Origin of the sequence: Bradyrhizobium sp. IAR9 (assembly GCF_013408065.1) — a bacterium.
Classification (GTDB): domain Bacteria; phylum Pseudomonadota; class Alphaproteobacteria; order Rhizobiales; family Xanthobacteraceae; genus Bradyrhizobium.
On record NZ_JACBZW010000005.1, the window covers coordinates 260,425 to 282,896 of the forward strand.

24 protein-coding genes are annotated in these 22,472 nt (G+C 64.2%); 10 read left to right on the forward strand and 14 right to left on the reverse strand.

The annotated features are described in order from the left end of the window. Nucleotides 1-36 precede the first annotated feature (36 nt). A complete protein-coding gene (locus GGD67_RS16030; protein ID WP_179734153.1) occupies nt 37-426 on the reverse strand; it encodes a RidA family protein in 390 nt (129 codons plus the stop codon). A gap of 127 nt (nt 427-553) precedes the next feature. Between GGD67_RS16030 and GGD67_RS16035 the strand changes: the two genes are divergently transcribed. Both GGD67_RS16035 and GGD67_RS16040 read left to right on the forward strand, forming a co-directional pair. After that, nucleotides 554-1,150: a TetR/AcrR family transcriptional regulator gene (locus GGD67_RS16035; RefSeq protein ID WP_049814785.1), complete on the forward strand. Its 597-nt coding sequence runs from the start codon at nt 554-556 to the stop codon at nt 1,148-1,150. Between the two features lie 240 nt (nt 1,151-1,390). Next, entirely contained in the window at nt 1,391-2,128 is a 738-nt protein-coding gene (locus GGD67_RS16040) for a tetratricopeptide repeat protein (RefSeq protein WP_179734155.1), read from the forward strand. A gap of 196 nt (nt 2,129-2,324) precedes the next feature. On the opposite strand, the gene GGD67_RS16045 is transcribed toward GGD67_RS16040, so the two are convergent. Together GGD67_RS16045 and GGD67_RS16050 are read right to left on the reverse strand one after the other, a co-directional pair. Beyond that, a complete protein-coding gene (locus GGD67_RS16045) occupies nt 2,325-3,290 on the reverse strand; it encodes a DMT family transporter (RefSeq protein WP_179734157.1) in 966 nt (321 codons plus the stop codon). Between the two features lie 76 nt (nt 3,291-3,366). After that, nucleotides 3,367-3,846 carry a PaaI family thioesterase gene (locus tag GGD67_RS16050; RefSeq protein ID WP_177237219.1) on the reverse strand — a complete coding sequence of 160 codons (480 nt, stop codon included), beginning with the start codon at nt 3,844-3,846 and terminating at the stop codon, nt 3,367-3,369. Between the two features lie 184 nt (nt 3,847-4,030). Here GGD67_RS16050 and purL point away from each other — a divergent pair, with 184 nt between their 5' ends. Then, on the forward strand, nt 4,031-6,241 hold the full coding sequence (gene purL, locus GGD67_RS16055; protein ID WP_179734159.1) for a phosphoribosylformylglycinamidine synthase subunit PurL: 2,211 nt from the start codon (nt 4,031-4,033) through the stop codon (nt 6,239-6,241). A 152-nt stretch (nt 6,242-6,393) separates the two neighbouring features. Here purL and GGD67_RS16060 read toward each other — a convergent pair whose 3' ends face one another. Then, nucleotides 6,394-7,581, reverse strand: a complete 1,188-nt coding sequence (locus GGD67_RS16060; protein ID WP_018316588.1) for an acyltransferase family protein — start codon at nt 7,579-7,581, stop codon at nt 6,394-6,396. A 205-nt stretch (nt 7,582-7,786) separates the two neighbouring features. Here GGD67_RS16060 and GGD67_RS16065 point away from each other — a divergent pair, with 205 nt between their 5' ends. Continuing rightward, entirely contained in the window at nt 7,787-7,960 is a 174-nt protein-coding gene (locus GGD67_RS16065; protein ID WP_018316587.1) for a DUF1328 domain-containing protein, read from the forward strand. A gap of 51 nt (nt 7,961-8,011) precedes the next feature. Here GGD67_RS16065 and GGD67_RS16070 read toward each other — a convergent pair whose 3' ends face one another. Next, nucleotides 8,012-9,115: an alpha/beta fold hydrolase gene (locus tag GGD67_RS16070; protein WP_179734161.1), complete on the reverse strand. Its 1,104-nt coding sequence runs from the start codon at nt 9,113-9,115 to the stop codon at nt 8,012-8,014. Nucleotides 9,116-9,179: 64 nt separating this feature from the next. Beyond that, nucleotides 9,180-9,539: a DUF427 domain-containing protein gene (locus GGD67_RS16075; RefSeq protein WP_018316585.1), complete on the reverse strand. Its 360-nt coding sequence runs from the start codon at nt 9,537-9,539 to the stop codon at nt 9,180-9,182. Between the two features lie 176 nt (nt 9,540-9,715). Here GGD67_RS16075 and GGD67_RS16080 point away from each other — a divergent pair, with 176 nt between their 5' ends. Continuing rightward, a complete protein-coding gene (locus GGD67_RS16080; RefSeq protein WP_018316584.1) occupies nt 9,716-9,952 on the forward strand; it encodes a BolA family protein in 237 nt (78 codons plus the stop codon). Nucleotides 9,953-9,977: 25 nt separating this feature from the next. Next, nucleotides 9,978-11,171, forward strand: coding sequence for a low temperature requirement protein A (locus GGD67_RS16085; RefSeq protein ID WP_179734163.1), 1,194 nt, complete (start codon nt 9,978-9,980; stop codon nt 11,169-11,171). A 76-nt stretch (nt 11,172-11,247) separates the two neighbouring features. On the opposite strand, the gene egtD is transcribed toward GGD67_RS16085, so the two are convergent. Together egtD and egtB are read right to left on the reverse strand one after the other, a co-directional pair. Next, nucleotides 11,248-12,219: an L-histidine N(alpha)-methyltransferase gene (gene egtD, locus GGD67_RS16090; RefSeq protein ID WP_026201693.1), complete on the reverse strand. Its 972-nt coding sequence runs from the start codon at nt 12,217-12,219 to the stop codon at nt 11,248-11,250. Nucleotides 12,220-12,269: 50 nt separating this feature from the next. Next, nucleotides 12,270-13,565 (reverse strand): ergothioneine biosynthesis protein EgtB, encoded by a 1,296-nt coding sequence (egtB, locus tag GGD67_RS16095; protein WP_179734165.1) that lies wholly within the window; start codon nt 13,563-13,565, stop codon nt 12,270-12,272. A gap of 239 nt (nt 13,566-13,804) precedes the next feature. Here egtB and grxD point away from each other — a divergent pair, with 239 nt between their 5' ends. The 4 genes from grxD to GGD67_RS16115 are packed head-to-tail and all read left to right on the forward strand — an operon-like array spanning nt 13,805 to nt 17,283. After that, the gene (gene grxD, locus GGD67_RS16100) at nt 13,805-14,131 is read left to right on the forward strand and encodes a Grx4 family monothiol glutaredoxin (RefSeq protein ID WP_018316580.1); all 327 of its coding nucleotides are present in this window, start codon (nt 13,805-13,807) and stop codon (nt 14,129-14,131) included. Nucleotides 14,132-14,134: 3 nt separating this feature from the next. Continuing rightward, nucleotides 14,135-14,686 carry an O-acetyl-ADP-ribose deacetylase gene (locus tag GGD67_RS16105; RefSeq protein WP_018316579.1) on the forward strand — a complete coding sequence of 184 codons (552 nt, stop codon included), beginning with the start codon at nt 14,135-14,137 and terminating at the stop codon, nt 14,684-14,686. 46 nt (nt 14,687-14,732) lie between these two features. Continuing rightward, entirely contained in the window at nt 14,733-16,019 is a 1,287-nt protein-coding gene (locus GGD67_RS16110) for a serine hydrolase (protein WP_179734167.1), read from the forward strand. Between the two features lies 1 nt (nt 16,020). Then, nucleotides 16,021-17,283: a serine hydrolase gene (locus tag GGD67_RS16115; protein WP_179734168.1), complete on the forward strand. Its 1,263-nt coding sequence runs from the start codon at nt 16,021-16,023 to the stop codon at nt 17,281-17,283. Nucleotides 17,284-17,346: 63 nt separating this feature from the next. On the opposite strand, the gene GGD67_RS16120 is transcribed toward GGD67_RS16115, so the two are convergent. The 6 genes from GGD67_RS16120 to murI form a co-directional block, all read right to left on the reverse strand. Then, nucleotides 17,347-18,414 carry a low specificity L-threonine aldolase gene (locus GGD67_RS16120; protein WP_018316576.1) on the reverse strand — a complete coding sequence of 356 codons (1,068 nt, stop codon included), beginning with the start codon at nt 18,412-18,414 and terminating at the stop codon, nt 17,347-17,349. 89 nt (nt 18,415-18,503) lie between these two features. Then, the gene (gene rpsD / locus GGD67_RS16125) at nt 18,504-19,121 is read right to left on the reverse strand and encodes a 30S ribosomal protein S4 (RefSeq protein ID WP_018316575.1); all 618 of its coding nucleotides are present in this window, start codon (nt 19,119-19,121) and stop codon (nt 18,504-18,506) included. Between the two features lie 278 nt (nt 19,122-19,399). Then, nucleotides 19,400-20,167: an acyltransferase gene (locus tag GGD67_RS16130; protein WP_179734170.1), complete on the reverse strand. Its 768-nt coding sequence runs from the start codon at nt 20,165-20,167 to the stop codon at nt 19,400-19,402. Nucleotides 20,168-20,270: 103 nt separating this feature from the next. Continuing rightward, a complete protein-coding gene (locus GGD67_RS16135; RefSeq protein ID WP_018316573.1) occupies nt 20,271-20,654 on the reverse strand; it encodes a cupin domain-containing protein in 384 nt (127 codons plus the stop codon). Nucleotides 20,655-20,722: 68 nt separating this feature from the next. Next, nucleotides 20,723-21,496, reverse strand: a complete 774-nt coding sequence (locus tag GGD67_RS16140) for an HpcH/HpaI aldolase/citrate lyase family protein (RefSeq protein ID WP_179734172.1) — start codon at nt 21,494-21,496, stop codon at nt 20,723-20,725. Nucleotides 21,497-21,557: 61 nt separating this feature from the next. Continuing rightward, a complete protein-coding gene (gene murI / locus GGD67_RS16145; RefSeq protein WP_018316571.1) occupies nt 21,558-22,349 on the reverse strand; it encodes a glutamate racemase in 792 nt (263 codons plus the stop codon). Nucleotides 22,350-22,472: the final 123 nt, after the last annotated feature.

Sequence of the window (22,472 nt, forward strand, 5' to 3'; positions counted from 1 at the left end):
CGGCTCCCCCGTTGGCGGGAGACGGCTTTGCACGACTCAAGGAATCCGCGCGACGACCTTGATCTCGAAGTCGAACCCGGCAAGCCAATTCACGCCAACAGCCGTCCAATTCGGATAGGGCGCGTCGCCGATCTCAGTGCTGCGGACAGCCATCACGGTATCGATCTGTTGGGCAGGATCGGTGTGAAACGTGGTGACATCCACTACATCGTCCAGCGTGCATCCGGCAGCTGCGAGCACCGCGCGCAAATTGGCAAACGCACGCCGGACCTGGTCCTCGAACACGGGCTCGGGTGAGCCGTCCTCGCGGCTGCCGACCTGTCCCAATACGAACAGCAAGTCGCCGGACCGGATCGCGGCAGAATACCGATGGGCTTCATAAAGTGCGTGACGGTGAGCGGGGAAGATAGCCTCGCGCTGGAGCATGTGGCTGTACCTTTCAAAGGGATCGCGAATTGCCTCGCGGCGCCGGTCGTGACATTGTTCATATACGGTTCGTATGTGAGTGTATCGCTCACATACGGGGCGTATGTCAACAGGAAATGGGTCGCGCATGATCGAGGGAAAACGTGCCGCAGCCATGGCGGAAAATCGGGCCAAGCTCATCCGCGCTGCGCGCAAAGCCTTCGCCACGCAGGGTTATGCAGAAGCGTCGATGGATGAGCTGACAGCCTCGGTTGGGCTGACGCGGGGCGCGCTCTATCACAATTTCGAAGACAAGAAGGGACTGCTCTGGGCCGTCGTCGCGCAGATCGATGGCGAAATGGCGGAACGGCTGCGCGCGATCCGGGAGCAGGCGCCAACCTTGTGGCAGGGCCTGCTCGCAGAGGGCAGTGCCTATATCGAAATGGCGCTCGATCCCGAAATTCAGCGCATCATGCTTCTGGATGGACCTGCCGTACTCGGTGATCCATCCAAATGGCCCGGCGAGAACGCCTGCCTGGATATCACCATGCGAACGATCCGGTCACTGATCGACGAGAAGGTGGTGAAGCCTTTGGATGTTGAAGCAGCCGGGCGACTGCTGAACGGCGCCGCGCTCGGTGCCGCATTATGGGTCGCCGCAGCCGAGGATCCGGAAGTCGTGCTGAACAAGGCCGTGGACGCGTTTCGAGCGCTGGCAAGCGGATTGTTGCTCAAGCCGGCTTGACTGCGCATGATGCAAATGTTCGTGCCCCGCCCTGCGCAGCTCGCGGCGCCAGACATTAGCCGCGCGCTGCCGCTGATTCATGAACCCCCATCGCGTTCAAGACGACTGACTCCTCGTCGCCATCAAGGCGCATGCGTTCGATATCGTGGATTTTCGCGAGAAGCAGCAACTCAAAGTTGTTTCATCGTATGAGTTGCGATATCAGGAGGCTTGCGCTGTCGTTGTGCTTCCGGATGTCACATGCCCGTTGCTCTCGTCGTTCTGCTGCTCGATATCACCCTGATCTATCACGCCTCGCGAACCGGACGGTTGCGGCCCTGGGCCTTCATCATCCTGATGGTGCCGCTGATGGGCGCGATCGCCTATATCGCGGTCGAGCTCATTCCCGAATGGTTTTCCAGCCCCGGCGCGCGGCAGGCGCGCCAGCGTGTTGCCAACCGGCTCGATCCCGAGAAGCGCTATCGCGAGCTGTCCGACCACCTGGCCGGCACCGACACCATCTCCAACCGTGCGGCGCTGGCGGAAGAGTGCGCAAATATCGGCCGGTTCGCCGAAGCGGAATCGCATTACGATCACATCCTGAAGCTGTCGATGGGCCACGATCCCGCCTATGCGCTGCGCAAGGCGCAGGCGCAGTTTGCCGCCAGCCGCCCGGCCGATGCGCTCGCCACGCTGGACAATCTGCAGAAGCAATGGCCGGACTTCGATTCCGCCGACGCGCATCTGCTCTATGCCCGCGCGCTCGCCGAGGTCGGCCGGCTCGACGAGGCGCTCGAGGAATATCACGCGCTCGCCGGCTACTTCCCCGGCGCCGAGGCGCGGGTGCGCTACGGCATGCTGCTGCAAACGGTCGGCCGCACCACTGAAGCGCGCATGCTCTTCAACGAGCTCCTGATCCAGATGCGCCGCGCGCCGAAATATCTGCGCAAGGCGCAGGCCGAATGGCTGTCGATCGCGGAGAAGCAGATTTCGGCTTGAGCGGTGGCGGTGGGACTCGGCTCCCTCTCCCGCTTGCGGGAGAGGGGTGGGGAGAGGGTATCTCCGCGGTGGGACTCCCCAAGAGGATAGAGCCCTCATCCCGTATCGCATCTTCGATGCGATACGACCTCTCCCGCAAGCGGGAGAGGTGATCCCGTGCTGGCCCAGCATCGATTCAAGCCAAGCTCATTGTGCTTCAGCGCAGCTTCAGACGCTCCGCCGGCACCGTCATCGCGGCGACGCCGGTCATGACCAGCACCAGCCCCAGGGCGAGGTTGGACGGCACGCTCTCGCCGAGCAGCAGCACGGAGAGGCCGACGCCGATCGGGATGCGCAAATAGCCTTGCGCGTTCGTGGTCAGCGTGCCGAGCCGGCCGAGGCAGACGTAGAACAGCATCAAGCCCAGCGCGCTCGAGACGATTCCCATGACGATGGTGGCGACGATTGCGGTCGAGGTCGGCTGCAGCGTCCAGGGCTGATCGATGATCAGCGAGGGCGGCAACAGGATGAGGCCGCCGAACAACAGCGAGCCGGCCGCCACCACCATCGGGTCGTATTCGGAGAGGCGAAGGCCGAAGATCGTGGCGCAGGCAAAGGAGATGGTCGCGAGCAAAATCGCGATTTCCGCCACGATCTCGCTCCCAAAGCCGCGCAGCGCGTCGAGGCCGACGATGAGAATCGTGCCGGCGAGTCCCAAAATCGCGCCGGCGAGCTTGAGCAGCGTTGCCGGCTCATGCCGGGTGATCAGCGAGGTGATCAGGAATGCGAAGATCGGTGTCGTCGAGGCCAGCACCACCGTGTTCGACGCCGGCACATATTGCTGCGACCAGGTGATGATCAGGAACGGAAAGGTCGAGTTGATCAATTGCTGGGTCGCGAACAGCTTCCACGCTTTCGCGTCGGTCGGGACCCTGATGCCGCGCATCCACAGGATCGCGAACAGGAAGGCAGCCGCGATCAGCGAGCGTGCCGAGATGAAGGTGATGGGCGGGATGGTGGGAAGCGCCAGCTTGGCCAGCGGATAGGTCGAGCTCCAGCAGCAGGCGAGCGCGAGCAGCAGCGCATAGTCGCGCCAGTTGCGCGCGCCGGTGGCGGCCATGGACGGCAACGGCGATGAAACGGAGGCCGCTGAGCGCCCCGCCTCCGATGTGCTCTGCGGCACCTTGTTCCTGCTCCCCGGCGCGATAGCGCTTGCCGGGAAGTCTGGGCGAGGGCGCGTGAAAAGGGAAGCCGCCGAGCTATGCGTTTGGCTGAGGTAGCGCCTTCCGCTTCATCCGCTTGATCGTGCCGGAAAAGGTCAGCAGCACGCGCTCGCCGGACATCATCTTGCCGCGCAGGAAGATCAGCGAGCCGCCGGCGCGGGTGACCTCGCCGGTGCATTCGATCAGCTCGCCCTCGCGTGCCGCGTCGAGGAATTCGCAGGCAAAATTGGTCGTCACCGCCCGGCTGTCCAGAACATGGGTGGCGATCGCAAACAGGGAATAGTCGGCAAAGGCCATGTAGCAGCCGCCATGGACGTTCCCGGAGCCGTTGAGGTGCTTTTTCTCGACCCGAAAGGCGCTGCGGACGCTGCCGTCCGCCTCGATCCGGTGCCAGAAGGGGCCGACATGGGACTCAAAACTGTCGCGAATCCAGGTCCGCCAGCCCACAAATTCGCCCTCGGTGGCGACGTGGAGGTCGGGGCGGCGGGGCGGGGGCGCTTTGGTCAATTCGTGCAAGGAAATGGGCCTTCAATTGCGGGTCTTTAGCCCTTAAATCCGATCCGTCCGCGCCGTGCAATTCCTGTTCCCGCCGTCCCCGCCTGCAAAACGTGGGACAGCGGGAAAATGCGCCAGAAAGGGCTTTCCGGAAGCCCCCGATGTTCCTAAGAACGGCCAAACCGCCGCCGAAAGCCTCGAATCCATGAAGAACGAACCCAAGATCACCCCCGAACTGGTTGCCGCCCACGGGCTCAAGCCCGACGAATACGAGCGCATCCTGAAGCTGATCGGGCGGGAACCGACCTTCACCGAGCTCGGCATCTTCTCGGCGATGTGGAACGAGCACTGCTCGTACAAGTCGTCCCGCATCCATCTCAAGGGCCTGCCGACCAAGGCGCCCTGGGTGATCCAGGGCCCCGGCGAGAATGCCGGCGTGATCGACATCGGCGACGGCCAGGCCGTGGTCTTCAAGATGGAGAGCCACAACCACCCGAGCTACATCGAGCCCTATCAGGGTGCGACCACCGGCGTCGGCGGCATCTTGCGCGACGTGTTCACGATGGGGGCGCGGCCGATTGCCTGCCTGAATGCGCTCAGCTTCGGCGCGCCCGAGCATGCCAGGACCCGGCATCTCGTCTCCGGCGTCGTTGCCGGCGTCGGCGGCTACGGCAATTCCTTCGGCGTGCCGACGGTCGGCGGCCAGGTGCGCTTCCACACCCGCTATGACGGCAACATCCTCGTGAACGCAATGGCGGTAGGCCTCGCCGATGCCGACAAGATCTTCTATGCGGCGGCCTCCGGCGTGAACATGCCGATCGTCTATCTCGGCTCCAAGACGGGGCGCGACGGCATTCACGGCGCCTCGATGGCGTCGGCCGAGTTCGACGACAAGTCCGAGGAGAAGCGCCCGACGGTGCAGGTCGGCGATCCCTTCGCCGAGAAGCTGCTGCTCGAAGCCTGCCTCGAGATCATGGAGAAGGGCTGCGTCATCGCGATCCAGGACATGGGCGCGGCGGGCCTGACCTGCTCGGCCGTCGAGATGGGCGCCAAGGGCGACCTCGGCGTCGACCTCGATCTCGATGCGGTGCCGACCCGCGAGACCGGCATGAGCGCCTACGAGATGATGCTCTCGGAAAGCCAGGAGCGCATGCTCATGGTGCTCAAGCCCGAGAAGGAAAAGGAAGCCGAGGCGATCTTCAAGAAGTGGGGCCTCGACTTTGCCGTGGTCGGCTACACCACGCCGAGTAAGCGCTTCGTCGTCAAGCATGGCGGTGACGTCATGGCCGATCTGCCGATCAAGGAGCTCGGCGACGAGGCGCCGCTCTACGACCGTCCGCATGTCCCCTCCGCCGCGTTGCCGGTCGTGCATGCGCGCGACGTGCCGGCGCCGATGGGCCTCGGGCCTGCGCTGGAGAAGCTGATCGGCACGCCCGACATGTGCTCTAAGCGCTGGGTCTGGGAGCAGTACGACCACGTCATCCTCGGCAACACCATGCAGCGTCCCGGCGGCGATGCAGCGGTCGTGCGCGTCGAGGACGGGCCGAAGGGCCTCGCGCTCACCGTCGACGTCACGCCGCGCTATTGCGAGGCGGACCCGTTCGAAGGCGGCAAGCAGGCGGTGGCGGAAGCCTGGCGCAACATTACCGCGGTCGGCGGCAAGCCGCTCGCGATCACCGACAATCTCAATTTCGGCAATCCTGAGCGGCCCGAGATCATGGGCCAGTTCGTCGGCTGCCTGAAGGGCATCTCGGAAGCCTGCCGCACGCTGGACTTTCCGGTCGTCTCCGGCAACGTCTCGCTCTACAACGAGACCAACGGCCGCGCGATCCTGCCGACGCCCTCGATCGGCGGCGTCGGCCTGCTCGACGATTTCACCAAATCTGCCTCGCTCGCCTTCAAGGCCGAGGGCGAAGCGATCCTCCTGGTGGGCGAGACCCATGGCTGGCTCGGCCAGTCCGTTTACCTGCGCGATATCTGCGGTCGCGAGGAGGGCGCGCCGCCGCCGGTCGATCTCGCCGCCGAGAAGCGCAACGGCGATTGCGTGCGCGGCATGATCCATGGCGGTACCGCAACCGCCGTGCACGACCTCTCCGACGGCGGTCTGTTGATCGCGCTGGCCGAGATGGCGATGGCGGGCGGCATCGGGGCCAAGCTGCTGGCGGCGCCGACCTCGCTGATCTCGCAGGCCTATTGGTTCGGTGAGGACCAGGCGCGCTATCTCGTCACCGTGCCGGAAACCGAAGCCGGCCGCGTACTTGCCAAGATGCGTGGCTGCGAAGTGCCCTGCGTGCGGATCGGCACCACCGGCGGCGATGCGATCGCGATCGCGGGCGAAGCGCCCGTGGCGATCGATGCGCTCCGTAAGTCGTTCGAGCGCTGGCTGCCGGAATATATGGGTGGGAAGGCGGCGTAGCGACGCCATCCGTCATTGCGAGGAGCCACCGGGTCCCGCCTTTGGCGGGCCCGATGACAGGCTCCGCGACGACGCAATCCACACTGCTGCCTGCGGTGAGATGGATTGCTTCGCTGCGCTCGCAACGACGATAGGAGGCCGGTGCCGCTTCCTCAAAGCACCTTCGTCGCGCCCGGGATCTGCCGCAACGCTCGCGTCAGCGCCCAGCTCGCCATGACTGTCAGTACAAATCCGATCGTGGCCTTGACGATCGCCGGCAGGCCATAGTCGAACAGCCAATATTGCAGCCACAGTGCGATCGGATAGTGCACCAGGAACATGCCGAACGCGTCGCTCTGCATTGGATCGAGCAGCTTGGCTGAGCCTGATTGCCTGAACCTCTGGAAAAAGGCCAGGATCAGAAACATGATGGCCACGCTGAAGACAGTGAAGCAGATGGCATAGAGCGCTTCATACCAGTCCGGCAACGGCGACGGGTTGCCCAGTATTTCGCGCTTGATAAAGATCAGCACCCACAAGAGGCAATACGGAACGATCGCCAGCACCATCCAGTCCCAGCTGACCTTTGCCATCCGGCCGTCGACAGCGAGCAGCCCGCGATCCATTTGCGCAACGCCGATGCCTGCACCGAAAAAGAAGTAGGTCGCGTAGAGCATCACGCGCCCGTGCTGGACCGAGAACGGCCCGAACTCGAACCAACTGCTTGGTCCGAAGTGAACCCTCCCGGGAATGTAGAACGCCGCGGTGACGGCAAGCATGACCGCGAAGAACACGGCGGGCCGACGGCGACCGTATAGCGAGAGGCGATTGATCGGATCGAGCAGATTGGGCGACAGCCGGTGCAGCAGGCAGGCAACCAGGTCGAAAGCGAACAAGACCCAAAGGAACCAAATCGGCCCGCTCGGCCACGGGCCTTTCGTGACCATATTCCACCAGAATTCCGAAAAGCCGATCTCGGGATGCTGCCGCAGGGAGATCGCGTAGTAGGCGAGCGGAATGACCGTAAGGGCGCAGATCGCGAAGGGTAAGCCAAGCCGAAGCAGGCGATCTGCCAAATAGCTCCGTGCTCCCTTCCGAGCGATGCCAGACCAGGCGAACAGCCCCGACAGGAAGAAGAACATCGCCATGAAGAAACTGTCGGTGGCGAGCACGATCATGTCGAAGCCGAAGAAGTACTTCGGATCGGTATGACCGAAATAAGTATAGGGGATCACCGCGTGATGCAGCAGCACCACCAGAGTCAGGAAGGTGCGGGCGCGATCAATCGCCAAATTGCGCGCCTTGCTTTTCGGCGCGGCATGCACCTCCGCGCCGATCGTCGCTGAATCTGCCATCGTCATCTTGGTCGCCCCCGCACTCCTGCCCCGGGCTGGACTGTGCCGCCGCGAGCCGGATTCAGCAAGGCTCGTTTGCGCGGTAGTTGAGCCCCACTTGAGCCCGACTTGGGTCCTGACACCCGTAGGAACCAGTTCCGCGCAGCGAAGTTAGCGTCCGCCGAAGGGAAGGGCTGACGGCCGCGACAAGCGGCACAATTCGGAGCTGGCAATGACGATCCTGAAATGGGCGCTGATCTTCCTACTTGTCTCGATCGTGGCCGGCGTGCTCGGTTTCACCGGCATCTCGACCGTCTCCGCCGATATCGCCCGCTTCCTGTTCTACGTCTTCGTCGTGATCTTCCTGGTGCTGCTGATATTGGGGCTCACGATCTTCAGGGCGTAGCGGGCAGTAGGTCGGACCGGAACGGGGCGCCGGCCCCCCAGGCGCAGGCCGTCAATGGCTTGCGAACGGTCTTATGCGAGCCACCAACTCCGCCAAGAACTCATCGGGGCGATCGAACGGAATGAAATGGTCTCCGCCGCGAACCCAGACGAATTCCTTATGCGGGGCCGTGATCAGGTTGAAGAATTGCTCGGCGGGTCCTCCCGGCGTCACGGCGTCTGCATCGCCCTCGATGAAGAACATAGGTATTGAAAACTCGAACCCCATTGAGGCCATGTCGCTCTGAAACATCGGCCCGTTCCGTCCCGTCAGGTACTTTGCCGAGAAGGCGGCGCCCTTCCGCCAATTGTACAGGTCAAGCAGCGACACGTCCGGCATGAAGAGCGGCGGGATGGGACCGGCCAGCTGGAAGCCGTCGACGAGCGGCAGACCCAGCACATTGCTCCATTTGTCCGCAATCAGGCGATTCTCCGGGGTGAGGACCGGCTGTGAAGCGATCGGCGCCAATTCGGCCAGAGCCTCCTTGTTGGTGGCCGCTGCCGCAAGCCGTTGCAGACGCGCGATCGTGAGCTCGAAAGCCTTCTCGAAGGTCGCCCTGCCGACCACCTGGCCCGTGCCGACATAGGCCGAGAACAGATCCGGACGTTGCTTCGCCATTCGAATTCCCAGGAATGAGCCCCAGGAATGCCCGACCAGGACGATCTTGTCCTTGTGCAAATGCGTGCGCAGGTACTCGGCCAATTCGATGCCGTCTTGCGTCATCCGCTCCAGTGTCATCGTGGGGCCGAGCGCGTCTCCAGCCGCGCCAAAGGTGCGTCCAGTGCCGCGCTGGTCCCACTGCACGACGGTGAAATGCTTCTCCCAGGCGCGCCAACCCGAGGAGATCGGCAGGGTGGAGCCGCCGGGGCCGCCGTGGACGAACAGGAGAACCGGGTTATCCCGATCCTCGCCGCGGATTTGAATCCATTGCTTGATGCCGCCGATCTCGATGAACTCTCCCTCCTGCACGCCGGCAGGAGAGCGGATCGCGAGAGTTTGGGCAGCAAGGTGCTGACGATGGGCACGAAAACCCAGCCCGGCAGCAGCGAGCACAACAAGGATGCCGGACAATCCCAGCAACGAGACCCCAATCAGTCTTGCGGCCCGGCGCGGCATCTCGTGCCTTGTGTCGACTGGAAGGAGGCGATCCAGGATCGCCCCGGCGTCACAGCGCGTGCGCCTACCCCACTTCCTCGATCTTCACCTTATCCGGATAGAAGGCGAGATGGCCGGAAATCTCGCTCATCGCGGGAAAGGGCGTCTCGTAGGTCCAGATCGCATTATCGAGCACCTTGCCGTCGGCCTTAACGCTGTAATAGCTCGCATCCCCCTTGTAGGGGCAGTGGGTGACGCGGTCGGTACGCGCCAGCAGGGCCATGTTGGTGTCCTCCCGCGGCACATATTGCACCGCCGGATATCTGGCCTCCTTCAGCGTCAGCGCCTTGCTGGTTTCGGCGATCACGATGTCGCCCGCGGTGACACGGACGCGGCGGGGATTTGGGGTGATGGTGATGGGATGGTCGGGCCCTGGAAGCTTCATGATTTCACACCTTTTCGATCAATCTGCCGCGCGCGGCACTTTGTCGTGCCTTTATCCTGATGGGATCATGGATATAGTGCCGGAAAGCGTGACGCAGAAGTCCGTTCACGCTAAGTTTGGCCCTGCCGGAGAGGGGACCCCGGCAGCGATTCGAGACCAGAAGGAGCAAGACCCGAATGCCCATGGACGCCCACGATATCGAGGCGATGATCAAGGCAGCGATCCCCGATGCCGAGGTGACCATCCGTGACCTCGCCGGCGACGGCGACCACTATGCCGCGACCGTGATCTCGGAATCTTTCCGCGGCAAATCCCGCGTCCAGCAGCACCAGATCGTCTATCAGTCCCTGCGCGGCCAGATGGGCGGCGTGCTGCACGCGCTGGCGCTGCAAACCGGCGTGCCGGGCGCTTGATCTGATCGCGCGACGGGGGACGACGATGGCTGCGGACAATTCTCGCGGCGCGATGTTTCGCGTCATCGTGCCGAACCAGCACAGCCGCGTCACCAATGTCGAGTTGTTCTTCGACCTCGTCTTCGTCTTCGCCGTCACGCAGGTGTCGCATACGCTGCTGCACCATTTCACGCCGCTCGGCGCGGTGCACGTCACGGTGCTGTTTCTCGCGGTGTGGTGGGTGTGGGTCTACACCGCCTGGGTCACCAACTGGCTCAATCCGGAGCTGACGCCGGTCCGCGTTATGCTCTTTTTGATGATGCTGGGCGGGCTGGTGCTGTCGACGACGATCCCGACCGCCTTCGAGGGGCGGGGTCTGTGGTTTGCGATCGCCTACGCGGCGATGCAAATCGGGCGCACGGCCTTCTGGCTGTTCGCAACGCCGCGGCATCGGACCGCGGTCCGCCACAACGCGATCCGCATTCTGACCTGGCTCGCGATCTCCGCGGTGTTGTGGATCGCAGGCGGCCTGTCCGAAGACGAGACGCGGCTATGGCTGTGGATTGCGGCAGTCGCCTGGGAGTACGTCTCGCCGGCGGTGCGCTTCTGGGTTCCGAAGCTCGGCTTCTCGTCGGTCGAGGCCTGGGCCGTCGAGGGCGGCCACATGGCCGAGCGTTGCTCGCTCTTCGTCATCATCGCGCTCGGCGAAGCCGTCGTCGTCAACGGCGCGACCTTCGCCGAGCTGGACTGGACCGCGGACAACATCATGGCCTTCGTCTCCGCACTGGTCGGCGCCATCGCGATGTGGTGGGTCTATTTCCACAAGGGCGCCGAGGCCGGCTCGGAGCGGATCTCGAAGTCCACCGAATCCGGCCGCCTGGCGCGGCTCGCCTATACCTATCTGCACACGCCGATCATCGCCGGCATCATCCTGACCGCGGTCTCGGACGAGCTGGTGCTGAAGCACCCGACCGGCCATTCCGACGTGCGCACCATCGTGAGCACGATCGGCGGGCCGCTGGTGTTCCTGATCGGCACCATCCTGTTCAAGCACGCGATCCGCGGCTTCCTCCAGCTCTCGCACGGCATCGGCATCATGCTGCTGCTGTTGCTGTGGTGGTTCGCCGCCGGCCTCCCGCCGCTCTGGCTGTCGGTCGCGACGACGGTGATCATGATCGTCGTCGCGGTGTGGGAATCGGTGTCGCTGGGATCTGCTCCGGAAGAGGCCGAGGAGCACTGACCCTGGAGCGGTCTGAGCAAGCGTCTCGAAGGATGCGCTGCGGGGAAAGCGCTCTCGCGGAGAGCGGCCGCAGCGTTTACTCCGCCACCTCCAGCGCATGCACCGAGAACATCTTCGCCGCATCCGTCCAGCTCTCGCGGACGCGCCAACCCGCGCCCTGTGCCAGCGCGGCAAAACGCTCGATGCTGTATTTGTAGCTGTTCTCGGTGTGGATGCTTTCGCCGGGGCGGAACGAGAAGCTGGTGCCGAGCAGGCGCACGGTCTGGCTCTTCTTGCTGAACAAGTGCATCTCGATGCGGTGCCGCTCGCGATTGTAGATCGCGCGATGGGTGAAGGCGGAGAGGTCGAAATTGCCGCCAAGCTCGCGGTTGATCCGCACGAGAACATTGAGGTTGAAGCGCGCGGTGACGCCGGCGGCGTCGTTATAGGCATCGAACAGCACGCGCTCATCCTTCTCGAGGTCGGCGCCAATGATCATCTGCGCGCCCCGGCCCAGGATCGCGCGTGCGCTCTTCAGGAAGGCCTGGGCTTCATGCGGCTCGAAATTGCCGATGGTCGAGCCCGGAAAGAAGCCGACCTTGGGCATCGAGGCGACCGCCCTCGGCAGCTCGAACGGCGTGGTGAAATCGGCGGTCACCGGATAGATGCCGAGCGACGGGAAGTCGCGCTTCAGGCCGTTCGCCTGCGCCTTGAGGAAGTCACCGGAGATGTCGACGGGGACATAGGCCGCGAACCTGCACTGGTTGAGTAGCAGGCGGACCTTCGTGGTCGCGCCCGCGCCGAACTCGACCAGCGCGGCATGCTCCGGAATGATCTTCGCGATCTCGCTGCCACGATCCTTCAGGATCGAGAGCTCGGTCCGCGTCGGATAATATTCCGGCAGGCGCGTGATCGCCTCGAACAGCTCCGATCCCGTCGCGTCGTAGAAATATTTCGGCGACAGTGTTTTGGGCTGCTGCGAGAGGTCCTTGATGGCCTCGCGGGCGAAGGCGGTGGTCTGCTCGTCGGGAAGATGGGCTTCGGCCAAAGCGCTGGCGTGCACATTCATGATACTCTCCTGAACGCGCTGTCCGGCGCGCATCTGTCGTCGGATGAGAACTAGTCGTAATCGGCGAGCCGCAGTCCCGTGAACTGCCAGCGGTGGTGCGGATAAAAGAAGTTCCGATAGGTGATACGGCTGTGGCCTTCCGGAGTTGCAAGCGAGGAGCCTCGCAGCACCAGCTGGTTGACCATGAACTTGCCGTTGTACTCGCCGAGCGCGCCTTCGATGGCGCGGTAGCCGGGATAGGGCGCGTACGAGCTGCGGGTCCACTGCCAGACGATGCCGAAGGCGTCGTTGAGCTGGCCGGCGCGGGCCGCGACCTCCCACTCCATCTCGGTCGGCAGATGTTTGCCGGCCCAGCGCGCGAAGGCGTCGGCTTCGTAGTAGCTGATATGGCAGACCGGCGCGGTGGGATCGACCGGCTTCACACCGGCCAGCGTCATCACGTGCCACTGGCCATCGATCTCGCGCCGGTAACCCGGGGCCTGCCAGTCTTCCTTGCTGGCTGCGGCAAAGCCGTCCATCAGCCACAGCGTCGCACGTCGGTATCCGCCGTCCCGCATGAAGGCCAGCCACTCGGCATTGGTGACCAGATTGCGCGCGACCCTGACCGGGCCGACGAGGGCGCGATGCGCCGGCTTCTCGTTGTCGAAATGAAAGCTGTCGTCGACATGGCCGACGGTGTGGATGCCCTCGTTCAGCGTCAGCCAGTCGTCGCCAGCGCGCGTCGCGGCCGGGAAGCGCCAGTCGGGGTCATAGGCCGGATAGACCGGGTTCTGCGCGAAGGCGTGCAGGATGTCGGTGAACATCAATTCCTGGTGTTGCTGCTCGTGGTTGAGCCCGACCTCGACCAGCGGTGCGATCGCGCGAAGCTTGTCCGCGCCGGTCTCGCGGAAGAATTTCACGACGGCCGCATCGACATAGTTGCGATAGGCGCCGACCTCGTTTGCGCTGGGACGGGTGATGTCGCCGCGATGATTGCGGGCATGACGCGGGCCGGCGCTGACGTAATAGGAATTGAACAGGAACGCGAAATCGGGGTGGAAGGGCCGGTAGCCAGCCGCGTGCTCGCCGAGCAAAAATTGCTCCCAGAACCAGGTGGTATGGGCCCGGTGCCATTTCGTCGGGCTGGCATCCGGCATGGACTGGATCTGCTGGTCCTCCGGCGAGAGCGGCGCGGCCCGGCGCTCGGTCTCGTTGCGGACGGCGAGAAAGGCGTCTTCCAGCCGCTGGGCGAGGTTACCGGCAGAGGACAGTGACGAAAGCGAGGGGGCGGCCGTAGCGGAGGCTTGTTTCGTCACGTTTTTCTCCAGACAGGACAAGAGAACGTCGTTGGCGTTGCCCGGTTCCAAAACCGAGGTTTGTCCTAGATAGGGGCTCCGTTACGGTATGAAAGTCCTCCCCGGCGATGATATTGATGTCATCAGCCTATGGATCCGGCTTGGGGGCAAGCCGGCCAGCGGGGCATGTCGCCGCCATTTTACTTTGGATGCACAACGGTTTGGGCTACATATATAGGCAGGTATCGGGTTAGATCGGCGGAGCCAGCCCGAATTGATTGGTGGGGGCTCCGCCCCAGAAGGACACGGAAATGAGCATCGAGGAATTCATCGCCAACGAAGTGAAGTCGAACGACGTGGTTCTGTTCATGAAGGGCACGCCGCAATTTCCGCAGTGCGGTTTCTCCGGCCAGGTCGTCCAGATCCTCGACCATATCGGCGTCGGCTATAAGGGCCTCAACGTTCTCGAATCCGCCGAACTGCGCAACGGCATCAAGACCTTCTCCAACTGGCCGACCATCCCGCAGCTTTATGTGAAGGGCGAGTTCGTCGGCGGCTGCGACATCGTCCGCGAGATGTTCCAGGCCGGTGAATTGCAGCAGCTTTTCACCGAGAAGGGCGTCGTCGTCGCGGCCTGATAGGTGACCCAGCTGACGCGCCGGATTGGCGGCGCCGAGCTCGAGGTCATTGTCGCAGACATCACCACACTGAGCGTTGACGCCATCGTCAACGCGGCCAACACGTCGCTCCTTGGTGGGGGCGGCGTGGATGGTGCGATCCATCGGGCGGCGGGGCCCGATCTGGTCGCCGAATGCCGCATGCTCCACGGCTGCGAGACGGGCGATGCCAAGATCACCAAAGGCTACCGGCTCAAGGCTGCCCATGTGATCCACACCGTCGGACCGGTCTGGAATGGCGGCACGTTCGGAGAGGACGATCTGCTCGCGTCCTGTTATCGCCGCTCGATGGAGCTGTGCGGGAAGCACAAGCTGACCTCGGTGGCATTTCCCGCGATTTCGACCGGCATTTTCCGCTTTCCAGCCGACCGGGCCGCCGATATCGCCGTTCGTACCACAATCGAAGGGCTCGCTTTGGCGCCGTCCGTGGCCCGCGTGGTGTTCTGCTGCTTCGCCGAGCCGAGCGCCAAGCTCCACGCCGAGGCGCTTGCGCGACACGCCGGCCCTTGTGCCTGATGGCGCGCTCAGTACACTTCGCCGGGCCATGTTCCGGGGAGGGGATATGATTTCACAGTCTGGACTGCGTGCGCTGGTCTGCGGCGCGCTGGTGTCGCTCGGCGCGATGTCGCTGGCGCGAGCGGAGGGCACCTACGAGATTCCGGCCGGCGCGCATTTCAATCAGGACAAGCTCGGCAAGATCAGCGAATTCTTCAAGAACGAGGTTGCGACCGGCAAGATCGCCGGCGCGACCGTGCTGATCCGGCAGCACGGCAAACCGGTCTATCACGAAGCCTTCGGCGTGCAGGACGTGGTCAGCAAGGCGCCGATCACGGACAAGACGATCTTCCGCCTGTTCTCGATGTCCAAGGCGATCACTTCGGTGGTCGCGATGCAATTGGTCGAGGACGGCAAGATCAAGTTGGATGATCCCGTCTCGAAGTACATTCCGTCCTTCGCCAATGTGAAAGTCGGCGTCGAGAAGAAGGCGGAGGACGGCACCAAGTCGCTCGAGCTGGTGTCGCCGAACCGGCCGATGACGGTGCATGATTTGATGACGCACACATCGGGCATCACCTATGGCTTCTATGGCGACAGCCTGGTCCGCAAGGCCTATCGCGATGCCAACCTCTACGCAGGCGATTTCGACCTCGCCGAGTTCGCCGAGCGCATCGCCAAGCTGCCGCTGCACAACCAGCCGGGCGCGCTCTGGCAATACGGCCATTCCACCGACGTGCTGGCACGCGTGATGGAGATCGCGGCCGGCAAGCCGCTGATCGACATCATGCGCGAGAAGCTGCTCGATCCGCTCGGCATGGTCGACACCGGCTTTTTCGTCACCGCTCCCGAGAAGCAGAAGCTGCTGGCGCAGCCGGTGCCGAACGACAGCGACTTCCGCGTTGGCCGGATCAATGATCCGACCGTGGTCAAGAAGATGCAGTTCGCCAGCGGTGGCATGGTGACGACCATGGCCGATTATGAGCGCTTCGCGCAGATGCTGCTCAACGGCGGCAGCCTCGACGGCAAGACCATTCTCAAGCCTGAGACGTTCAAGCTGATGACGACCGATCAGCTCGGCCCCAAATCAGGCGTCGATCGCGATTATTTCTACTTCCCCGGCGACGGTTTCGGCTTCGGCCTCGGGCTCGCGGTGCGCACCGATCCCGGCAACGCAAAACCGCCGCCGCCCGGCAATCTCGGCGAGTTGAAATGGGACGGCGCCTCCGGCTGCTATTTCGTCATCGATCCCAAGCAGGACATGTTCTTCGTGCTGCTGGAGCAGACCCCGACCGAGCGCCAGCGCGTGCAGCGTACATTGAAGCTGTTGGTCTATGAAGCCATGGAAAAGTGACATGTTCGGGCGCCGCGCTTTCATCGCGGCGCTCGTGCTTCTGGTCGGAGCGGTCGGTGCGAAGGCCGGCTCCGAAGCACGCAGCGCTCGCACGCTCTCGGCCCAAGGGCTGGCGAAGGTCTCCGACTACATCCGCAACGAGATCGTGACCGGCAAGATTCCCGGCGCCATTCTGCTGCTCCAGCAGCATGGCAAGCCAGTCTATTACGAGAATTTCGGCGTTCGCGATGTCGCGACCGAGAGTTCGATGAGCGCGGACACGATCTTCCGTCTCTATTCGATGTCGAAGCCGATCACCTCGGTCATGGCGATGATGCTGGTCGAGGAAGGCAAGCTCGCGCTCGAGGATGCCGTCGCAAAGTACATTCCGGCCTTTGCCGATATGAAGGTCGGCGTCGAGAAGAAGGCGGAGGACGGCAAGGTCTCGCTGGCACTGGAGCCGCTGCAGCGTCCCGTCACGATCAAGGATCTGCTGCGCCACACCGCGGGGCTGCCTTACGGTTCTTCTGGCGGCGGCGCGGTGCGCGAGCTCTATGCGGCCGCCAACCTCTTCAATGGCGATGTTTCCAACGCCGATTTCGTCGCGAAGCTCGCGGCGCTGCCGCTCGCCGAGCAGCCGGGCACGCTGTGGGACTACGGCTTTGCCACCGACGTGCTCGGCCGGGTTGTCGAGGTCATCTCGGGCAAGACGCTGCTGCAGTTCGAGAAGGAGCGGCTGCTCGACCCGCTCGGCATGACGGAGACGGCGTTCTACGTCACCGACCCCGCCAAATTCCCACGCATCGCCGAACCGATGCCGGATGATCGCAACATCAATGCAACGACACCGGTTCGCGACATCAGGCGCCCGGCGATCTGGCAATCGGGCGGTGCCGGCCTCGTCGGTACAGTCGGCGACTACGCCCGCTTCGCGCAGATGCTGCTGAATGGCGGCAGCTATGAAGGCCGGCGCTATCTCAAGCCCGAGACCATCGCGCTGATGGCGTCGGATCATGTCGGCCCCGAAACCAGGATCGCACGCGACCAGAACTATTATCCGGGCGGCAGTTCCGGCTTTGGCCTCGGCTTCGCGGTGCGCACCTCGGTGCCGCCGGGGACTTCATGGCCGCTCGGCGAATATCGCTGGGACGGCGTCGGCGGCACCTTCTTCTTCATCGATCCCGAAGACGATCTGTTCGGGATCTTCATGGTGCAGACCCCGTCGCAACGCGGCCGGATTCAGCTGGCCTTGAAGACGCTGATCTATCAGGCGATGGGGCGGTAGACTCTCGTTTTGACGCGTTTTCTTTACGCGAACCGGTATCCACTTCGCGCGAATACGCGCTGACTACGCCCCGCGCACGATCTCGCGCACGTACCCGATGGTCTCCTCGATCTGGCTCGCATCGACGTCGAGATGGGTGCAGGCGCGGATGCGGCCGTCCATCATCGCAAGTGTCACGCCGCGCTGGCGCAGTGCCGCGACCATCTTGTCGCCGGCAATGCCGGCGCCGTCGGGCTTGAAGAACACGAGATTGGTCTCGGGCTCCTGCACCTCGATGCCGGGGATCTGCGACAGCCCGCGGGCGAGCGCGCGCGCATTGGCGTGATCGTCGGCGAGGCGATCGACATGGTGGTCGAGCGCGTAGATGCAGGCGGCGGCGCAAATGCCAGCCTGCCGCATCGATCCGCCGAGGCGCTGCTTCCACTGCCAGACCGCATCGATGAAGGCGCGCGAGCCCGCGAGCACGCCGCCGATCGGCGCGCCCAGGCCTTTGGAGAAGTCGATCCAGGCCGAATCCCAGCCCGCCGTCATGTCACGCGGGGAGATGCCGCTGGCGACGGTGGCATTGAGGAGACGTGCACCGTCCATGTGGGTGACGAGGCCGTGCTGTTTCGCGATCGCGACGATCTCGTCGAGCACTGCCTTCTTCCAGATCGTGCCGCCGCCGATATTGGCGGTCTGCTCGACGCTGACGACGGTCTGCGGCGGCTGGTAGCGCGTGCGTGGATGCAGGGCTTTCCGGAATGTCTCCGGCGTGAACTGGCCGTCGGGGCCCTTGAGCTGCGTCACCTGAAAACCGCCGATCGCCGCATGCGCGCCGCCTTCGCGGGCGATGATGTGCGCGGTCTCGTGCGCCAGGATCTCGTCGCCGGGGCGGCAATGCACCAGCGTCGCGGTGACGTTGCACATGGTGCCCGAGGGCATGTAGACCGCGGCTTCCTTGCCCATCAGTGCGGCGACGCGCTCGCACAGCGCGTTCACGGTCGGATCGTCACCGACCTGCTCGTCGCCGACCTCGGCGCGCGCCATCGCCTCGCGCATCGCGGCCGTCGGCTTGGTCTGCGTGTCCGAGAGCAGATTGATGCGCACCGGCGGCGCCTTGGGATCGATCGGGGGAGGGGTGTAGAGCATGCGACGGCTCCTAACGCATTTGCGGCCACTGAATTGTGGCTCTTAAGCAAAAAGGCCCCGGCGAACCGGGGCCTTTCGATATTCAGATCTTAGCGCGAATAGAATTCGACGACCAGATGCGGCTCCATCTGCACCGGGAACGGCACGTCGGAGAGGCCGGGGATGCGCACGTATTTCGCGGTCATCTTGCCGTGGTCGACTTCAAGATAGTCGGGAGTGTCGCGCTCGGGGAGCTGGCTGGCTTCCAGCACGTGGGCGAGCTGCTTGGAGGCTTCCTTGACCTCGATCACGTCGCCGACCTTGAGCTGATAGCTCGAGATGTTGACCTTGCGGCCGTTCACCTTGATGTGGCCGTGGTTGATGAACTGGCGAGCGGCGAAGATCGTGGAAACGAACTTGGCGCGGTACACGACCGCGTCGAGACGACGCTCCAGCAGGCCGATCAGGTTCTCGCCGGTGTCACCCTTGAGGCGGCTCGCCTCGACATAGATGCCGTGGAACTGACGCTCGGAGATGTTGGCGTAGTAGCCCTTCAGCTTCTGCTTGGCGCGCAGCTGCACGCCGAAGTCCGAGAGCTTGCCCTTGCGGCGCTGGCCATGCTGGCCGGGGCCGTATTCGCGGCGATTCACGGGGCTCTTCGGGCGGCCCCAGATGTTCTGGCCCATACGGCGATCGAGTTTGTACTTCGCCTCACTGCGCTTAGTCATCGCGTCCTCTTCAGGTACATGGTTTGAGGAAACGCGCCCTCCTGTGTGACGGGCTAGCCCGGCACTGACAGGTCCGATCCCCAAAGCTTCAAGGGAGAGGACCACGGGTCGCGAAACGCTTCGCGGGCCGAAATCGGCCCGCGAGCAGGCGGCTTTTAGGGGAGTTTGGGGTTCGCTGTCAATTGTTTAGCCCGTCATTCCGGGCGATGCGCCAGCATCGACCCGGAAATCTCGAGGTTCCGGGTTCGGCTCTGCGAGCTGCCCCGGAACGACGGTGCTTATGTCCCGACCACTCTTATCGGCTTTGACCCCGCCGCCCGCAATTCGGCAGCGATTTCAGTGTTCAGGACCTGTTCCAGCCGGGTCAGGACCCGGGCGATCGGGGCGGCGTCGGTGACCCGGTGATCCCAGCGGATCACGACATGAATGGTCTGGTCGGGCTCGACCAGGCCGTAGCTGACGATGAAGGGGCCCGGCGTGATCGGATGGAGCTCTCCGCCGCCATAGGCGGCCACCGAGCTCACCGCAAAGCTGCCGAACCAGTTGCCGCGCTGGCGGCCGAAATTGAGGCCGATCGCCCAGGACAGGCGCCGCAGCGGCAACGGCAGGCGGGTTGCCCGCATGATCTTCCGGAACATCGGAACGTCTGCGATCGGCGCCGTCTTGCCGCGCCGGATCTCGGCATCGACCGCGGCCAGCGCCATGGCCTCGGGAGCCGCGATTCGCTGCGGCATCACGCATTCCTCGCCGTCCTCGACCCGGGCGATCGCCACCGACGCCACGCTGTTCGGCAATTCGTAGAACGTCGGCCAGGGCCATTTGGCGTAGACGGTGCGCAGGATCGGCTCGTCCCTGGCGACCAGGGCGAACGCCTTGACGAAGGTGGCAGCCCAGCCGGCCGGCGTGCCGGCTCCGGCGCGTGCCTCGATCAGGGGGCGGATATTGAGCGAACGGGAGAGCGAAACGAACGGCACGTCCATCGACGCGCGCATGAGGTCGCAAATCAGGCGGCGCGGCAGCGAAATGGGCTTTGGCGTCCCCCGCATCGGTCTTCGGTTCCTACAGATGAAAAAATGTGCAGCGAGCGGGTCCCGCTCGCCGTTTCCTTTAGCACGAACCAACCCGCCAGGGGTCGAACGGTTCGACCAATCAGGGAGCCGGCGAAGCCAGCGGCTTGGTCTTGTCGACGACGTAAACTCCAAGCACTTTCATGGCTTTATCGCCATGAGCCTTGGCGTCATGCACGACGCCTGCCGGGATCTGGTAGGAATCGCCGGCTTTCAAGGTCTTCTCCGGCTGCCCGTCGACGAGCAGATTGAGCTCGCCCTCCAGCACATAACCGGTCTCAATTCCGGGATGGGTATGGCGTCCGGCCGCGCCGCCCGCCGGGACCTCCGCAATGGCGGTGACGGTATTATAGCCCTCCGGAAATTCGACTTTCTGGAGCGGGGTGCGCTTGATGCCAGGCTGCTGGGCGAAGGCGGCGACGGCGAGGCCGGTAAAGGTCAGAGCGAGCAAAGTCTTCTTGAGCATGGTTTTTCCTCCCTATGCGGCCGACCCTAGCAGGGCCGCAGTTCCCGGCAAACTGGCAGTCGGCCTGCTCAGCGCCTGATGCCCTCGAACGCCGCCATGATGCCGCGCTGGAGCAGCGACCAGTCGAAGCCCAGCGCGATCGCGCGGTAGCCGCGGTCGACCAGGGCGTTGGCCTGGTCGGCGGTGCGGGCCACGCCGCCGATCGGCACGCCGCTTCTGAGGATGCCGGCCTCGGCGCGCGCGACCAGCTCCAGCAGTTCCGGATCGTCCATCTGGCCGCGCTTGTTGATGGATGTCGCGAGATCGCCGGGCCCGATCACCGCGACGTCGATGCCCGGCGTCGCCATGATCTCGTCGATGCGGTTGACGGCATCGACATGCTCGATGGTGATCATGCAGATCATCTCGTCGTCGGCGCTCGCCATGTAGTCCGGCATCGACTGGCCCCAGCGGAACGGCGCGTGGAAGGGCCCCCACAGACGGTCGCCGCGCGGCGGGTAGCGCACGCTGCGGACCGCCTTCTCAGCATCGTTGCGGTTCGTGATCATCGGAAAGTTGATGCCGAAGGCGCCGATGTCCATCGGGGCTTTCGCAAGCCACGGCTCATTCGCCGCGATCCGCACCAGGGGAGTGCACGGCGTGCCTGTGGTCGCGGCGATCATCGCATGCGCTTCGGTCAGCCCGATGGGACCATGCTCGAGATCGACGATGATCCAGTCGAGCGAGCGCGCCATGATCTGCACCATCTGCACGCTCGGGATGGTCGCGATCGCGCCGAAAGCGGGGCGGCCATCGCGCCACAATTGGCGAAGGCGGTTGAGCGGCGGAGTCTGGACCGACATGGAAAGGCCTGCAGTGAGGTGACGACGGCAAAACCTAGCAGCGCGGCGCCGATGCGCAAAGTCAGGCCAGCGCGCGGCCGCCGAAGAACGGCGTCAGCGTAGCCGAAAGGCCGTGCACGCGGTTCGAGGTGAAGATCATTTCGGCGCCGGCCTGTGCGATGCCGCCGATGCGCGGGCCGAGCAGATCCGAGACGCGGCGGGCGATCGCCGGCGCGGGATCGATCCAGTCGACCGGCCAGGGTGCCAGCCGCTTCAGCCGGTCGAGCAGCAGCGGATAATGTGTGCAGGCGAGCACGACGGTGTCGGTGCGCGAGGTCGCGTCTTCGCCGACGAAGCAGGGGGCGAGTTCGGCCAGGATGTCGCCGTCGCTGACGGAAGCGCCGCTGAGTTCAGCTTCAGCCAGCGAGGCAAGCTCGGGCGAGCCGACCAGCGTCACCTCGCAGCCCTGCGCGAAATCGCGGATCAGGGCCTTGGTGTATTCGCGCTTCACCGTGCCCTTGGTGCCGAGCACCGAGACGCGGCGGGTCCTCGATTGCGCGCAGGCCGGCTTGATCGCCGGCACCGTACCGACGAAGGGCACCGAATAAGTGGCGCGCAAGTGGGACAGGACCAGGGTGGACGCCGTGTTGCAGGCGATGACGACGATATCAGGGTCATGCGTGCCGATCAGCTCACCCATCAGCGGCACGACGCGGGCGATGATCTCGTCCTCGCTGTGGTGGCCGTAGGGGAAGAAGGCGTCGTCGGCGACGTAGGCGAAATGGGCGTCCGGACGCGCGGCCACGACCTCGCGGAGCACCGTGAGCCCGCCAAGGCCGGAATCGAACACCAGGATCGTCGGAGGATTGGTCACGTCATTACCCTAGCCCGTCATGGTTACCATTCGGTTTTTAGGGCGATTTTGCGGCGGGGCCGTTTTGGAGGGAGGCTGGAGGCGCCGCGGACAGGACATACCCGGTGGGCTGGGCCCCGGCTC